15 protein-coding genes and 3 tRNA genes are annotated in these 15,327 nt (G+C 62.8%); 8 read left to right on the top strand and 10 right to left on the bottom strand.

Annotated features, from left to right (window positions below):
* Positions 1 to 43: 43 nt before the first annotated feature.
* From JLC71_RS10305 to JLC71_RS10295, 3 genes are read left to right on the top strand one after another with little or no spacing between them, the layout of a single operon-like run.
* On the top strand, positions 44 to 796 hold the full coding sequence (locus JLC71_RS10305; RefSeq protein WP_200915335.1) for an electron transfer flavoprotein subunit beta/FixA family protein: 753 nt from the start codon (positions 44 to 46) through the stop codon (positions 794 to 796).
* Positions 793 to 1,725 (top strand): electron transfer flavoprotein subunit alpha/FixB family protein, encoded by a 933-nt coding sequence (locus JLC71_RS10300; protein ID WP_200915334.1) that lies wholly within the window; start codon positions 793 to 795, stop codon positions 1,723 to 1,725. Before JLC71_RS10305 ends, JLC71_RS10300 begins: the two co-directional genes overlap by 4 nt.
* 2 nt (positions 1,726 to 1,727) lie before the next feature.
* Positions 1,728 to 2,504: a ferredoxin--NADP reductase gene (locus tag JLC71_RS10295; protein ID WP_200915333.1), complete on the top strand. Its 777-nt coding sequence runs from the start codon at positions 1,728 to 1,730 to the stop codon at positions 2,502 to 2,504.
* Between the two features lie 614 nt (positions 2,505 to 3,118).
* Here JLC71_RS10295 and cadR read toward each other — a convergent pair.
* On the bottom strand, positions 3,119 to 3,553 hold the full coding sequence (gene cadR / locus JLC71_RS10290) for a Cd(II)/Pb(II)-responsive transcriptional regulator (protein ID WP_200915332.1): 435 nt from the start codon (positions 3,551 to 3,553) through the stop codon (positions 3,119 to 3,121).
* Positions 3,554 to 3,614: 61 nt separating this feature from the next.
* On the opposite strand from cadR, the gene JLC71_RS10285 reads away from it, so the two are divergent.
* Together JLC71_RS10285 and JLC71_RS10280 are read left to right on the top strand one after the other, a co-directional pair.
* Complete coding sequence (locus JLC71_RS10285; RefSeq protein ID WP_200915331.1) at positions 3,615 to 5,924, top strand: heavy metal translocating P-type ATPase; 2,310 nt, start codon at positions 3,615 to 3,617, stop codon at positions 5,922 to 5,924.
* Between the two features lie 62 nt (positions 5,925 to 5,986).
* Positions 5,987 to 6,262, top strand: coding sequence for a TFIIB-type zinc ribbon-containing protein (locus JLC71_RS10280; protein ID WP_200915330.1), 276 nt, complete (start codon positions 5,987 to 5,989; stop codon positions 6,260 to 6,262).
* 25 nt (positions 6,263 to 6,287) lie between these two features.
* Here the strand turns inward: JLC71_RS10280 and JLC71_RS10275 are convergent, their stop codons facing one another.
* From JLC71_RS10275 to JLC71_RS10235, 9 genes are all read right to left on the bottom strand, one after another.
* Positions 6,288 to 7,235 (bottom strand): LysR family transcriptional regulator, encoded by a 948-nt coding sequence (locus JLC71_RS10275; RefSeq protein ID WP_200915329.1) that lies wholly within the window; start codon positions 7,233 to 7,235, stop codon positions 6,288 to 6,290.
* Positions 7,232 to 8,656 (bottom strand): exodeoxyribonuclease I, encoded by a 1,425-nt coding sequence (sbcB, locus tag JLC71_RS10270; RefSeq protein ID WP_200915328.1) that lies wholly within the window; start codon positions 8,654 to 8,656, stop codon positions 7,232 to 7,234. Before sbcB ends, JLC71_RS10275 begins: the two co-directional genes overlap by 4 nt.
* Positions 8,657 to 8,734: 78 nt before the next feature.
* The gene (locus JLC71_RS10265) at positions 8,735 to 9,058 is read right to left on the bottom strand and encodes a DUF5710 domain-containing protein (protein WP_200915327.1); all 324 of its coding nucleotides are present in this window, start codon (positions 9,056 to 9,058) and stop codon (positions 8,735 to 8,737) included.
* A 59-nt stretch (positions 9,059 to 9,117) separates the two neighbouring features.
* Positions 9,118 to 9,930, bottom strand: a complete 813-nt coding sequence (locus tag JLC71_RS10260; RefSeq protein WP_200915326.1) for a spermine/spermidine synthase domain-containing protein — start codon at positions 9,928 to 9,930, stop codon at positions 9,118 to 9,120.
* A 55-nt stretch (positions 9,931 to 9,985) separates the two neighbouring features.
* Entirely contained in the window at positions 9,986 to 11,653 is a 1,668-nt protein-coding gene (locus JLC71_RS10255; protein ID WP_200915325.1) for a SulP family inorganic anion transporter, read from the bottom strand.
* A 302-nt stretch (positions 11,654 to 11,955) separates the two neighbouring features.
* A complete protein-coding gene (locus JLC71_RS10250; protein ID WP_200915324.1) occupies positions 11,956 to 12,138 on the bottom strand; it encodes a hypothetical protein in 183 nt (60 codons plus the stop codon).
* An 81-nt stretch (positions 12,139 to 12,219) separates the two neighbouring features.
* Positions 12,220 to 12,295, bottom strand: a tRNA-His gene (locus JLC71_RS10245).
* 33 nt (positions 12,296 to 12,328) lie between these two features.
* A tRNA-Arg gene (locus JLC71_RS10240) sits at positions 12,329 to 12,405 on the bottom strand.
* Positions 12,406 to 12,470: 65 nt separating this feature from the next.
* Positions 12,471 to 12,547 (bottom strand) — tRNA-Pro (locus JLC71_RS10235).
* Positions 12,548 to 12,674: 127 nt separating this feature from the next.
* Between JLC71_RS10235 and folD the strand changes: the two genes are divergently transcribed.
* The 3 genes from folD (at position 12,675) to rsxA (ending at position 15,325) form a co-directional block, all read left to right on the top strand.
* The gene (gene folD, locus JLC71_RS10230) at positions 12,675 to 13,529 is read left to right on the top strand and encodes a bifunctional methylenetetrahydrofolate dehydrogenase/methenyltetrahydrofolate cyclohydrolase FolD (protein ID WP_200915323.1); all 855 of its coding nucleotides are present in this window, start codon (positions 12,675 to 12,677) and stop codon (positions 13,527 to 13,529) included.
* Between the two features lies 1 nt (position 13,530).
* Entirely contained in the window at positions 13,531 to 14,556 is a 1,026-nt protein-coding gene (locus tag JLC71_RS10225) for a quinone-dependent dihydroorotate dehydrogenase (RefSeq protein WP_200915322.1), read from the top strand.
* A gap of 187 nt (positions 14,557 to 14,743) precedes the next feature.
* Positions 14,744 to 15,325 carry an electron transport complex subunit RsxA gene (rsxA, locus tag JLC71_RS10220; protein WP_200915321.1) on the top strand — a complete coding sequence of 194 codons (582 nt, stop codon included), beginning with the start codon at positions 14,744 to 14,746 and terminating at the stop codon, positions 15,323 to 15,325.
* Positions 15,326 to 15,327 lie beyond the last annotated feature (2 nt).

Here is a 15,327-nt window from a genome sequence, read left to right as displayed (position 1 = left end):
TTTAATGCCGAATAAAATGTCGGGCAAACACAAGGAGTGCCCAGTGAAAGTTCTTGTCGCCGTCAAACGCGTCGTCGACCACAACGTCCCCGTTCGCGCCAAGCCGGATGGCAGTGACGTCGAGCTCGACGGTGTACGCATGAATATTAACCCCTTCGACGAAATTGCCGTCGAAGAAGCGCTGCGCCTGAAGGAAAAGGGCGTGGTGACCGAGATCGTCGCCGTCAGTCTCGGCAGTGCCGCCAGCCCCGAAGCGCTGCGCCATGCGCTGGCGATGGGCGTCGATCGGGCGCTGGTGGTCGAGACCGGTGGCGTCTTTCTGCAGCCGCTGGCGGTCGCCAAGCTGCTCAAGGCCGTGGTCGAGTGCGAACAGCCGGGTCTGGTACTCGTCGGTAAGCAGGCGATCGACAACGACGCTGGCCAAGCCGGCCAGATGCTCGCCGCGCTGCTCGACTGGCCGCAAGCGACCTTCGCGTCCGAGTTGAAGGTCGAAGGCAACGAGGCCGTGGTGACCCGTGAAGTCGACGGTGGCGTTGAAACCATTGCCCTGACCCTGCCGGCGGTGGTGACCTGCGATCTGCGCCTGAACGCGCCGCGCTTCGTCAAACTGCCCAACTTGATGATGGCGAAGAAAAAGCCGATCGAAACGCTCGCTGGCAGCGAGACCGGTGCCGATTTCGCGCCGCGCATCAAGCGTCTCAAGGTCGCCGCGCCGGCGCAACGCAAGGCGGGTATCAAGGTCGGCAGCGTCGCCGAGCTCGTTGAAAAACTGCGTGCCTCGGGGGTGCTGTCATGAGCGTACTGATTCTGGCCGATCACGACGGCCGTCAACTCAAGGCGGCAACGCGCCGTGCTATCGGTGCAGCCAAGGCATGGAGCGCACCGATTCATGTGCTGGTGGTCGGTAGCGCTACCGCTAGCGTGGCCGAGCAAGCCGCCAAGCTCGACGGCGTGGCGAAGGTGTTGCGCGTCGATGCCGCGCACCTGGCGCATCCGCTGGCGGCCGACGTTGCCAACATCATCAAATCGCTCGCCGGCGACTTCCAGGTGATCCTGGCACCGCATACGACCTTGGCCAAGGATGTGCTGCCGCGCGTCGCCGGCCTGCTGGACGTGGCGATGATCGCCGACGCGGTCGAAATTACCGCACCGTCGACCTATGTGCGGCCGATTTACGCCGGCAACCTGTTGGCGACGGTCGAAAGCAGCGATGCGATTCAAGTCGTTACCGTGCGCGCAACCAGCTTCCCGGCCGCCGCCGAAGCCGCCAGCGCCGCCGCCATCGAATCGCTGGCTGCGCCGGCCGCCGATACCCGTGTGCGCTGGGTGTCCGAATCCAGAAATGCTTCCGATCGTCCCGAGCTGGCTTCGGCCCGCGTGGTGGTTGCGGGTGGCCGCTCGTTTGGCGAGCGCTTCGAGGAACTGCTCGGCCCGCTGGCCGACAAGCTCGGTGGCGCCATCGGTGCCACCCGTGCCGCGGTCGATGCCGGGTTTGCGCCGAACGAGCAGCAAGTTGGCCAAACCGGTACCGTGGTCGCGCCAGAGCTGTATATTGCCGCCGGTATCTCGGGTGCGCAGCAGCATCTGGCCGGCATGAAGGATAGCCAGGTCATCGTCGCGATCAACCATGACCCGGACGCCGCGATCTTCCAGGTCGCCGATTTCGGCCTCGTTGCCGACCTGTTCGACGCCGTCCCGCAACTTACCAAAGCACTGGAACAATAATAATGAGCACCTACGCCACTGAAAAAATCCTTTCGGTCCATCACTGGAACGACACCTTGTTCAGCTTCAAGACCACGCGCGATCCGGGTCTGAAGTTCGAGAACGGCCAGTTCGTGATGATCGGCCTTGAGATCAACGGCAAGAAGGTGATGCGCGCCTATTCGGTTGCCAGCGCCAACTATGAAGAACATCTTGAATTCTTCAGCATCAAGGTGCAAAACGGCCCGCTGACGTCCGAGCTGCAGAAAATCAAGGTCGGCGACGATATCCTGATCAGCCGCAAGCCGACCGGCACGCTGGTGCTGTCCGACCTCAAGCCGGGCAAGACGCTGTATTACCTCAGCACCGGCACCGGCCTGGCGCCGTTCATGTCGCTGATCCAGGACCCGGAAGCGTACGAGCAGTTCGACAAGATCGTGCTGTTCCACGGCGTGCGTACCGTGTCGGAGTTGGCCTACGCCGACTTCATCCAGAACGAGTTGCCGAACAACGAGTTCTTCGGCGAAGAAGTGCGCAACAAGCTGATTTACTACCCGAGCGTGACGCGCGAGCCGTTCCGCAACCAGGGCCGTCTGACCGAGTTGGTCGAGTCGGGCAAGCTGTTCGAAGATATCGGCCTGCCGCCGTTCAACCCGGAAACCGATCGTGCGATGCTGTGCGGCAGCCCGGCGATGCTGGAAGACACCTGCCGTCTGCTGGACGAGCGTGGTTTCCAGGTCAGCAAGCGGATCGGCCAGCCCGGCGATTACGTGATCGAGCGTGCTTTCGTCGAGAAGTAAACGACGTGGCATTCGTGCTTCGATGAAACAAACGGCCCTTCGGGGCCGTTTTTCATGGTGTGCTGGAATTGGAGGTTGGGTTTCAAGGGATTGGGGATTAGCGCCTGCGGCGCGAGTAAAAGCTTTACACGCGCGTTCCGCCGCGCGGACGGGAAGGGAGCTTTGTCTCGCCAAAGCCCCCTTCACCCCAAAGGCGACCCGCGCCCTGCGGCCCTCCGGGCTACCCTCGATCGGTCGCGAGCCAAGCAATGAAACCGCTTGTCTCGCTCCACTCCTCGGCGCTGGCGAACGGGGTGAAAATCGGCGCGCTTTTCGCCACAACCGGTTTGCTGCGTATGTGGTCGCTGCCGCTTGCATACCGCCCCGATCCCCTCAGAAGCGCCGAGCAGCACAGCCCGGCACGGGGCTGTCGGGGATCGCTGTTTGAGCGCAGCGAGTTTGCGATTCCCGCCGTGACGGGTGAGCAGCGCAGGGCACCCGCGAAGCGGGCGCGGATGCGGGGTCGCCTTCTTTTGGTTCCTTTTCTTGGCGAAGCAAGAAAAGAACCCGCCAGCCGGGCGGAACCGGCATCTCAAAACACTGCGCCAAAGGCGCTAATGCTGTTGAAGTCGGGGCTAACCCAAATGCGTATGCCGATGCGCCGGCTTAGCCTCGGTCTCCATCTCGCTCAAGCCCTGCACAATCCCGCAGGCATCGACCGGAAACTCGCCGTTGCAGCGGTGCCGCAGCGTGGTCAGTTGTTTTTCCAGCTCCATCAGCTCGGCGATTCGGGCCTGCACATGGCCGAGGTGTTCGTCGACCAGGTCGTTGACCGCGCCGCAGCCGGCCGCCGGGTCGTCGACGAAGCCGAGCAGGGTGCGGATTTCGTCCTGCGTCATATCCAGCGCACGGCAGTTGCGGATAAAGCGCAGCCGCTCGGCGTGTGCTGGGCCGTAGCTGCGGTAGTTACTTGCGGTGCGTTCGGCCGCCGGCAGCAGGCCTTCCTTTTCGTAGTAGCGCACGGTCTCGACGCTGCATTGCGCCGCTTGCGCCAGTTCGCCGATTTTCATCGCTTGACCTTGTAGTGGCTTCAGGGTGTGTACTACGTTTATACCGCAAACGGAGTCCACCATGTCCAGCTGCTGCGACCACGATCACGACCAAAAGCCGACGGCCGGTGCAACAGACGGCGCATCGAAACCGGCGAGCCGCTACCGCAAGGTGGCCGAGCATCGCCACGACCACGACCACGACCACGACCACGACCACGACCACGGGGCATCGTGCTGCGCGCCGGCTGCCGTGCTGCAGCCGCTGCCGGCGAGCGTCGCCGGTGCCGACGGCGTGACCACGTACATCCGCATCGGCGAGATGGATTGCCCGACCGAAGAAGCGCTGATCCGCAAGAAGCTCGGCGGCATGAAGGCGGTGCACGGTCTTGAGTTCAACCTGATGCAGCGCGTGCTCACCGTCGTTCACGCGCCGGATGCGCTAGCAGCGGTGCTGAACGCGATCCGCTCGCTCGGCTTCACGCCCGAACTGCCCGAGGCCGGTGTCGCACCGGCGCCGGCGGTAAAAAAACCGTGGTGGCCGCTGGCGCTGGCCGGCGTGCTGGCGATCGGCGCCGAGGCGATCGAATGGGCCGGCTTGCCGACGTGGATGGCCGCGGCTCTGGCGATTGCCGCGGTGCTGGCGTGCGGGCTGACCACCTACAAGAAGGGCTGGATTGCGATTCGCAACGGCAACCTCAATATCAATGCGCTGATGAGTATCGCCGTGACCGGCGCGCTGGCGATCGGTCAGTGGCCCGAGGCGGCGATGGTCATGGTGCTGTTCACCGTGGCCGAGCTGATCGAAGCCAAATCACTCGACCGCGCCCGCAACGCCATCGCCGGCCTGATGGATCTGGCGCCCGAGATGGCGACGGTAAGGCAGGCCGATGGCAGCTGGCTGGATGTCGCCGCGAAGGCGGTGATCGTCGGCGATGTGGTGCGGGTGAAGCCGGGCGAGCGCATTGGGCTCGACGGCGAGATTACCGCCGGCGCGTCGACGATCAACCAGGCGCCGATCACCGGTGAAAGCCTGCCGGTCGAGAAGGGCGAGGGTGACCCGGTGTTCGCCGGCACGATCAACGAAGCCGGTTCGTTCGAATACCGCGTCACCGCCGCGGCAGCGAATACCACGCTGGCGCGGATCATCCACGCGGTCGAGGAGGCGCAGGGCGCCAAGGCGCCGACGCAGCGTTTCGTCGACCAGTTTGCCCGCGTCTACACGCCGATTGTGTTCGCGATTGCATTGCTGGTCGCGGTCGTGCCGCCGCTGCTGTTGGGTGGCGCATGGCTGGCGTGGATCTACAAGGCGCTGGTGCTGCTGGTGATCGCTTGCCCGTGCGCGCTGGTGATTTCGACGCCGGTGACCATTGTCAGCGGCCTTGCCGCAGCGGCGCGGCGCGGCATCCTGATCAAGGGCGGCGTGTATCTGGAGGAAGGCCGCAAGCTCGCTTGGCTGGCGCTCGACAAGACCGGCACGCTCACCCACGGCAAGCCCGAACTGACCGACTCGGCGCCTTGGGGCGATGCCGATATTGCGCCGAATGACGCCGCGCTGGCGTCGGCGACGCGGATTGCCGCGAGTCTGGCTGCGCGTTCGGATCACCCTGTCTCGCAAGCGGTGGCCCGTGCCGCGAGCGGCCTTGCCCTCGATACCGTCGACGAATTCGAGGCGATTTTGGGACGCGGCGTGCGCGGTGTGATTGATGGCAAGGCGTATTCGCTTGGCAACCACCGCCTGGTGCACGAGCTGGGTCGGTGCTCGCCCGAGCTTGAAGCGCGACTCGATGTGCTCGAACGCCAGGGCAAAACCGTGGTGATGCTGATCGACGACGAGCGTGTGCACGCGCTGTTCGCCGTCGCCGATACCGTCAAGGAAAGCAGCCGCCTGGCGGTGGCCGAGCTGCACGCGCTTGGCGTGAAAACGGTGATGCTGACCGGCGACAATCCGCATACCGCCGAAGCGATCGCCGCGCAGGTCGGCATCGACGAGGCGCGTGGCGATCAGTTGCCCGAAGATAAGCTCGCGGTGGTGGAACAATTGGGCCGCAACGGCGTCGTAGGGATGGTTGGCGACGGCATCAACGATGCACCGGCACTGGCGCGCGCCGATATCGGCTTTGCCATGGGTGCGATGGGTACCGATACCGCGATCGAAACCGCCGACGTGGCGCTGATGGACGACGATCTGCGCAAGCTGCCGGCCTTTGTCCGGCTCTCCAGGGCAACGCATGCCATCCTGGTGCAGAACATCGTGCTGGCGCTCGGCATCAAGGCGGTGTTTCTGGCGCTGACGCTGGCCGGCCTCGGCACGATGTGGATGGCGGTGTTTGCCGATGTCGGTGCCAGCCTGCTGGTGGTCGGTAACGGCTTGCGCCTGTTGCGCCGCTGAGCCGGCACCGGTTGGTGCCGACTGCCCTTTCTTATTCAATGCAGTGATCAAGGAGTCTGACCATGCAATGCCCGACTTGTGTTGACGAACGTCTGGTAATGTCCGAACGCCAAGGCGTCGAGATCGATTATTGCCCGCGCTGCCGCGGTGTCTGGCTCGACCGCGGCGAGCTCGACAAGATCATCGAACGCGCCCAGATCCAGGATGCCGTACCCGCCCGCGAGGTTCCGCACAGCGAGCCCCGGCCGCAGGAAGTCCGCTACGACAACAGGCCACAGCATTACGATCAAAAGCCGTACAAGAAGCGCAAGTCGATCTGGGAAGAGCTGTTCGACTGATCGCGTGCTCGATGGAAGGGCCGGGCTAGCGGTACTCGATTTCCCGGCCGTTGGCATCGCGCATGATGATCTCGTCGGCGCGCGTGGCGCCGGCGCTGACCTCGCGGCACAGCGCGATGAACGCCTGCATGCCCGGGGTGTGGAATTTCTGCTTGTGCCAGACGATGTGGAACTGCCGTTCGAGGTTGAGATCGTCGACCTCGATCGGCACCAGGCTGCCGCGGCGGAACGCCTCCTTCAGCGCCAGCCGTGAAATGCACGACAGCCCCATGCCGGCCTCGACCGCGCGCTTGATCGCCTCGGTGTGTTCCAGCTCCAGCCGCACATCCATCTGTGCGCGCACCGAGTGGAAGGCGCTTTCAAACGCCTGCCGCGTGCCCGAGCCCGGTTCACGGACGATCCACGGTTGTTTGGCGAGCATCTCGACCGTGACGTGCGCTTCGCGCGTGAGCGGATGATCGGGCGCGGCGAACACCACCAGCTCATCGGCCACCCACGGTTCGGCGCACAGATCCGGATTCGGGTTGTCGCCCTCGATCAGGCCGAAATCGAGCTCGAAATGCGCCACCTGCCGCAAGATGGTCGAGGTGTTGTGCACATCCAGTTGCACCCGGCAGCCCGGATGGCGGCGCATGAATTCGCCGACCAGCAGGGTAGCCAGATAGTTGCCGATGGTCAGCGTGGCGCCGAAGCGAAAGCCGTTCAGCCCGGCCTTGCCGGCGAGCAGGCTTTCGATTTCGCCGGCGCGGTCGAGCAGCTCGATCGCCCGTGGCAGCAGTGCGCGGCCCGATTCGTTCAGTTGCAAGCGTTTGCCGTGACGATCGAACAGGCGCACGTCGAATTGTTTTTCCAGCTCGGCCAGCGCGGTGCTGGTGGCCGATTGCGACAGGTTCAGCGCCTCGGTCGCGCGCGAGACGCTCTCGAAACGGCCGACCGCGACGAAGACTTCCAGTTGCCTGAGCGTATACCTCACGCGCCATCCTCGGGCGCGATGGCTTCGGCGTAGTCGTACAGCGCCGCAAGGATGGCTTCACCGCGCTCGTCGGCGTCTTCGGCCAGCGTGTCGATCTGCGCGCAGTAGTCCTCGAGCGTGCGATAGCCATCGCGGCCTTCGAACAGGCGCTCGCAGCGCAACCGCTGCCAGCGTGCGGCCTCGGCATCATTCAAGGACGCCGGAAAATTGCGCGCACGGTAGCGGAACAGCAGCTCGTCGAGGCGGCGATCGTCAAAGCGCGGGCGCTCGCTGGCGAGGGCGTTGGCGTCGAGCGAGCGCAGCTCTTCCAGCCGCTGCCGGTCGTTGTTGGACAAAAAGCCGCCGTACAGATCCTGATCGACGTCACCGATCGGCGCCAGATCACGCTGGAACACGGCTTTCCACGGCAGCGCCGGTGCATCCTGCAGCAGCGCGGCGTGTTGCTCGACCACGGCGAAATCGATGCCCCAGCGTGTCGCTTGCGCCGGCTGCAGCGTTTTCAGATTGCCGATGACGATAGGCGATTTGTTGATGTGGATGGTCTTGATCGGCAGCCGGCTCACGCCTTCGGGCAGCGCATCGGCGCGACTGAACATCCGCGTGCGGATCGTTTCGGCGTCAAGCGCGAACAGCTCGCGCGGATCGAACGCCAGATCCCAGACGATCAGCTCGTTCTTGTTGCTCGGATGCCAGGCGAGCGGCCAGACAGCGGCGATACAGCCGCGCTCGGTACCGAACATGCCCGACACATGCAGGAAGGGCTTCGGCGTCGAGCCGATCTGCGCCAGCACCGCGTCTTTCCTGCGCAGGCTCAGGCAGAAGTCGAACAGCTTGGGCTGGCGGTCGCGGATCAGCCGCGCCAGCGCAATGGTCGCGCGCACGTCGGAGACCGCATCGTGCGCGGCCTCGTGCAGCAGGCCGTTGGCGCGGCTCAGGTCTTCAAGCTTGAAACTGGGTTTGCCGTCGTCGTGGCTCGGCCAGTGGATGCCTTCGGGCCGCAGCGCCCAGGTGGTGCGCACGGTATCGAGCAAATCCCAGCGGCCGCAATCGTTCTGCCATTCGCGTGCGTACGGCTCGTACAGGTTGCGCCAGAACAGGAAGCGGGTGACTTCGTCGTCGAAACGGATGGTGTTGTAGCCGACGCCGATGGTGCCCGGCTGCGCCAGCTCGGCCTCGATGCCGGCGGCGAACTCACGCTCGACCACGCCGCGCTCCAGGCAATGCTGCGGGGTGATGCCGGTCAGCAGACACGATTGCGGATCGGGCAGCCAGTCGGGCGTTGGCTGGCAAAACAGCTCGACCGGCTCGCCGATCTCGTTCAGTTCCAGATCGGTGCGGATGCCGGCGAACTGCGCCGGGCGATCGCGGCGCGGGACGACGCCGAAGGTTTCGTAGTCGTGCCAGAAGAAACTCGTGCTCATAGCGGTGCAACTCGCGGTGGGGGCGTATTCAATATGATGGGCTATCGTGGCTGGCTGCGACAGCCGGTGCGTTCCGGCCTATTCCCAGGGCGGCGTTTCACCCGAGTAGGCGACAAAGCCGGCGGGAATGGTGGGGGCGCGGGGTGTGGGTGCTGCTTTCTTTGGTTTGGGCGCGGCGGTGGGCGCAGGGGAGAGGGCATCGAGTGATGCGGTTTCATCTGCGGCCAGCCATTGCTTGAACGGGGCGATGTCCACGCCATGCGGCACATACCATTTCTTGCGTTCGGCATCCCAGCGGGCGCCCAAAGCCTTGGCCGCGTCCTTTTCTGCAAAGGGCACGGCCAGATAAAGTTGAACGCGTTTGGTCGCTGCTGCGCGCTGTGCCGGTTTTTCGTTCGCCATTCGTTTACTCCTCGTTGGGGCGAATGATACCGCGCCCCTGCGGGCTGAATCCAAACCGGCTATGGCCTTGGGGGCGTGCGGGACAAGGCATCGACGGTAAAGACATCCCCGGGCTTGGCATAAGCGCGGCTTGTGATCACGCGCCGGGCAAACGATACGAGTTTGTAATCCGATTCGGCTTCAAGCTCGGCAGCCCGCTGAAGCAGGACGGCCTTGGGCGTGTTCATCAGCGATGCGTTGCGGCTGGCGAGCACGATGTAATTTGCGCCGTCGTCCGCCTTGATCGCGACCACATGCTGACCGAAGGCGCGGCATATCCGCTCCAGATGTACCGGGTTGCGGGTATCCTGCGCCTGCAAATTGAAAGCGGCAATGCCCTCGGGCGCCAGCGAGGCGGCGCAATTGTCATAGAAAGACTGGCTGCACAGCGCGGTGGGAATGCCCCGGTCGTCAAAGCCATCGATCAGCAGCAGATTGATGTTCCCCGCGCAGCTTTTGACATAGGCCGCACCATCGCCGCAAATCACCTGAAAACGGGCGTCATCGGGCGGAATCAGGAAGTCATCCCGCAGGGCGATCACCTGCGGATCAATCTCGCAAACGGCCATCTGGGCGAGCGGAAAGTTGCGATAGCAGTACTTTGCCAGTGAGCCGCCACCCAGCCCGACCATGACAATGCGTCGCGGCTTGGGCACGAACAGCCGGAAAGACAGCATGGTTCGGGTGTAGCCGAGCACCAGATGGTAGGGGTCTTTGACGGCCATTTTGCTTTGCACCGCCGTCAAATCGAAATGCAGGCTCTGAAATGCGCCGCCGCGCATGATGACGGCTTGCTTGTCGTCGCCGGCGGCCAGTAATGCTGAAAAATCCATGGATGTATCGGTCACTGTATTGCCTGATTCGGTTTGCATTTGTGCGGATGGGCGCTCATTGCCCGCGCTCGGCGGCTTGATCGGTCAGCTCGCTGCAGCGTTTTAACGCTTCTTCAAACGTTTTGAAATAATTGCTCTGGCCAATCAGCAAGATGAGTCCGGCTTTTTCCAGCATGGCGTGCACACGCTCGTTCGCACCGGACATCATCACGCGCACGCCGCGTTTGTGCAGGTCCTCGGCCACTTCTTCCAGCATTTGCAGGCCGGTGATGTCGATATAAGGCACCCAGCGCAGCCGGATGATCAGGATGCCCGGATCGGTATGGGTACTGGCCAGCACCTGCTCGAAGTTTTCCACCGCGCCAAAAAAGAACGGTCCTTCCACCGCGTAGACCAGCACGCCGGGCGGTAGCCGGCTCAGGCCTTGGGCGGCGAGTTCCTGGCGAAGCTCTTGTTCGGTGTTGGCACGCACTTCAACACTGCTGGCCATGCGGCGCAGGAAATGCAAAGTGGCGAGGATGACCCCGATATTCACGGCCACGACCAGATCGGCAAATACGGTCAGGCAAAACGTCACCAGCAGGATGGCGACATCCGCACGCGGTGCGCGCCGGACCATCCTGGCAAAGTGGCGAGCCTCGCTCATGTTCCACGCCACCACGAACAGGATCGCCGCCAGCGCCGCCAGCGGAACATGCACGGCGAGGGGGGCCAGCAGCACGATGATGAGGATCAGCGTGATGGCGTGCACGATGCCCGAAATCGGGCTGGTGCCGCCGTTGCGGATGTTCGTGGCCGTGCGGGCAATCGCGCCGGTCGCCGCAAAGCCGCCAAACAGCGGTGCTGCGATATTGGCAATGCCCTGGCCGATCAGTTCCTGATTCGAATCATGCCGCGTACCGGCCATGCCATCGGCGACCACCGCGGACAGCAGTGATTCGATCGCGCCCAGCATCGCAATGGTGAACGCCGGGCCGATCAGCTCGATCACGCGGGCTACGCTCACATCGGGCAGGCGTGGTGTCGGCAACTGCTGTGGAATCCCGCCAAACGCACTGCCTATCGTGGTCACGCCATCGAATTGCACCAAAGCCTGCAACAGGGTAGCGACGAATAGCGCCACCAGTGGGCCGGGAATGCGTTCGAGCTTCGGGATGCGGGATGAAAACACCACCAGCAGGAGTGACAGCAGCGCCAGCGCGGTTGTGGCCGGATGCAGTTGGGGTAACGCTTGGACAAGCGACCACAGCTTCTGATGGAAGTGCCCATCGGCAATGGCAGGGAGCCCGAAGAAATCCTTCCACTGACCTACCCAGATGATCACCCCTATCCCTGCGGTAAAGCCGACGATCACCGGCGCTGGAATAAACTTGATGATCGATCCCAGTCGCGCCATCCCGAGCAGCAGCAGGATCACCCCGGCCATCAGCGTGGCGATCTGCAGGCCATCAAGGCCATACTTGGCGGTAATGCCGGCCAGAATGACGATAAAAGCACCGGTGGGCCCGGCCACCTGCACGCGGCTGCCGCCAAACGCGGACACCAGCAGCCCTGCCACGATGGCGGTGTAGAGCCCATGTTCCGGCTTGGCCCCCGATGCGATCGCAAACGCCATCGCCAGCGGCAACGCGACGACCCCGACAATGGCGCCCGAAACGATGTTCGGCAACCAGTGTTGCCGCCGTAGCAAACCGGCGCGTTGGGCTTCCAGCAATGCAATCACGATGAATTCAGCTCACAAATGCCCGATGTGCCCGACATGATAATGGCTTGCACCAGGCTGGCTCGTAGAACATCTGCCGGATCATGACGATTCATACCATCAGGGCACGGCTTGCCGCACTTTTTCGATCAAGGCATCAAGCGGAGTACGGGGCAGGGCGGCGCTAAATCGGTCGCGATAACGTAAAAAAAGCGCTCCGCAGAGCGCCTTTTACGATGACACGGTCAGGTCTGAAAAGCGCGTAAATCGCCCTCGTTTTCAGCCCGTGTCACCGCTCGTAAAACCATCAAACACGATTCAGCTCAATGACTGGGGCGCACCTGCTTGTAAATTACGCGGCCATCGGGCTTTACATTGCGGATCACCGGGTTTCTGGCGCCACACAGCGGGCAGCGAAACAGCTCACCTTGCCCTTCATTTTTGATTGTTACTTCTTCCGGCTTCCATTGTGCGTCGCAAGACTGCGTATTCAGACAGGTAAACATGAGGTGCTCCACAATCGGGCTTCAAAATGTTTCAAACGCAGAAAAGCAAAAAGCCCTTGATTTCTCAAGGGCTTTTTAACTTGGGGTGGCTGATGGGGCTCGAACCCACGACAACAGGAATCACAATCCTGGACTCTACCAACTGAGCTACAACCACCACTGAAACTGATACTGCGTCTGCCGGGATATTTGGCGCACCCGACAGGAATCGAACCTGTAACCTACGGCTTAGAAGGCCGTTGCTCTATCCGGTTGAGCTACGGGCGCCGTGTTTCAGCTTGATCTGCTTTTTAACTACCACCAACACTCGAAATATACCACAGTGTTGAGTCTGGTCGGGGCGGTGGGATTCGAACTCACGACCACCTGGTCCCAAACCAGGTGCGCTACCAGGCTGCGCTACGCCCCGAACAGAAGCGAGAATATAATCGGCATTGATCGCATCGTCAACCCCCTGTTGACCGGAGATTGAGCGCAATCGTGCATCAGTGAGAGAATGCGCCGATTGAATAGCCAGTTTTGCTCCGGAGTTGCCGATGTCTGCCCAGATCCTAGACGGGAAAACCATTTCTCAAGAACTCATCCGCGACGTGCGTGCGCGTGTTGATGCGCGCGTTGCTAGCGGCAAGCGCGCGCCGGCGCTGGCGGTGGTGCTGGTCGGCAGCGATCCGGCCAGCCAGGTTTATGTCGGCAACAAGAAGCGGCAGTGCGAAAACGCCGGTATTACGTCGCTGGCCTACGACCTGCCGGCCGATACCGGCGAGGCCGAGCTGCTGGCCTTGGTCGAAACGCTGAACAAGGACGACGCGGTCGACGGCATCCTGGTGCAATTGCCACTGCCCAAACATCTGAACGCCGAAAAGATCATCGAGCTGATCGATCCGGCCAAGGATGTCGACGGTTTCCATCCGTACAACATCGGCCGTCTGGCGCTGAAAATGCCGCTGCTGCGTCCGTGCACGCCGCGCGGCGTGATGACGCTGCTGGAAAAAACCGGCATCGACATCGTCGGCAAGGATGCGGTGATTGTCGGCGCCTCCAATATCGTCGGCCGGCCGCAGGCGCTCGAATTGTTGCTGGCGCGCGCGACGGTGACCGTCTGCCACAGCAAAACCAAGGATCTGGCCGACAAGGTGCGTGGTGCCGATATCGTCGTCGCCGGCGTCGGTATCCCCAACTTTGTCAAGGGCGAGTGGATCAAGGACGGCGCGATCGTCATCGACGTCGGTATCAACCGGCTGGAAAGCGGCAAGCTTTGCGGCGACGTCGAGTTTGATATCGCCCGCGAAAAAGCCAGCTGGATCACGCCGGTGCCGGGTGGTGTCGGTCTGATGACGGTGGCTACCTTGATGCAGAACACGCTCGATGCGTGCGAAAAACGGGGCGCCTGAGTTGAGCTACGCATTGTTACGCCCGCTGCTGTTCATGCTCGACGCCGAACGTGCGCACGGGCTGACATTCAGCATGCTAGATACCCTGCACAGCTTCGGCTTCCTGCGCGCCTTCACCTCGCAGCCCGAGCCGTCGCCGGTCACGGTGATGGGGATCGAGTTTCCCAATCCGGTCGGACTGGCCGCCGGGCTCGACAAGAATGGCGAGCATATCGATGCGCTGGCCGAGCTGGGTTTCGGCTTTCTCGAAATCGGCACGGTCACGCCGCGCCCGCAGCCGGGCAATCCGAAGCCGCGCTTGTTCCGGCTGCCGGAGGCCGAGGGCATCATCAACCGCATGGGCTTCAATAACGGCGGCGTCGATGCGCTGATCGAGAACGTCCAGCGCGCGCAGTACAAGGGCGTGCTCGGCATCAATATCGGCAAGAACGCCGATACGCCGATCGAGAACGCCACCGACGATTACCTGATCGGGCTGGAAAAGGTTTACGAATACGCCAGCTATGTAACGGTGAATATCAGCTCGCCGAACACCAAGAACCTGCGCCAGTTGCAGCAGGCCGACGAGCTGGCGCAATTGCTCGATGCGCTCAAGGCCAAGCAGATTGCCATGGCCAACCGTCATGGCCGCTATGTGCCGCTGGCGTTGAAGATTGCGCCGGACCTCGATGCGCATCAGGTCGACGATATTGCCGAACGGCTGATCAATAGCGGTATCGATGCAGTGATCGCCACCAACACGACGCTGGCGCGTACCGGGGTCGAGCACCTCAAGCACGGCAAGGAAGCGGGCGGGCTGTCGGGGGCACCGGTGCGCTCCAAGTCGACGCACGTGATCCGCGATCTGACCGATGCGCTACACGGCAAGCTGCCGATCATCGGCGCCGGCGGCATCCTGGCCGGCGAGCACGCGGTCGAGAAAATCCGCGCCGGCGCCAGCCTGGTGCAGCTGTACAGCGGGCTGATCTATCGCGGCCCGCAACTGGTTGCCGAATGCGTCGAAGCGGTGGCCGCGCTGCGCGACTGAGCGCGGCCGACATCGATACGCGGGGCGGTGGCGCAGGCGACCGCCCCGTTGTTTTTGCCACGCGGGACTACGATGGTTGTTGATCAAACCGGCTTGTTGTCATAACGGCAAACCGGATAATCCCGGGTTTGATCCCGGATTCTTCCGGATTTTTTCGACGGCGGTGTGAGCGGATGGAACTGAGCGGATGGAACTGAGCCATTACCTTCTGGTGCTGGTCGGCGCGGTGCTCGTCAACAATGTGGTGCTGGTGCGCATTCTCGGCCTGTGCCCGTTCATGGGCGTCTCCCGCAAGCTGGAAGCGTCGATCGGCATGGGCTTGGCGACGGCCTTCGTGCTGACGCTCGCCTGTGGCACCTCGTGGCTCACCGATCAGTTGCTGATCGCCTGGCACCTTGAATACCTGCGCACGCTGGCGTTCATCGTCATCATCGCCGCGATCGTGCAGTTCACCGAGATGTTCATCCACAAAAGCAGCCCGGCGCTGTACCAGACGCTGGGCATCTATCTGCCGCTGATCACCACCAATTGCGCCGTGCTTGGTGTGCCGCTGATCAACTCGCAAGCGAAAAACGGTTTCCTTGAGTCGCTGGTGTTCGGCTTCGGCAGTGCGCTGGGGTTCTCGCTGATCCTAATCCTGTTCGCCGCGATCCGCGAGCGGCTGGAGGGTGCCGACATTCCGGCGCCGTTCAAGGGCACGCCGATTGCGTTTATTACCGCCGGACTCATGAGCCTTGCGTTCATGGGGTTCTCCGGCCTTGTGAAATAAGG

It is taken from the genome of Jeongeupia sp. HS-3 (assembly GCF_015140455.1).
Lineage (GTDB): Bacteria > Pseudomonadota > Gammaproteobacteria > Burkholderiales > Chitinibacteraceae > Jeongeupia.
Note: the sequence above shows the minus strand (reverse complement) of the source record. Positions and strands in the feature narration are given on the sequence as shown.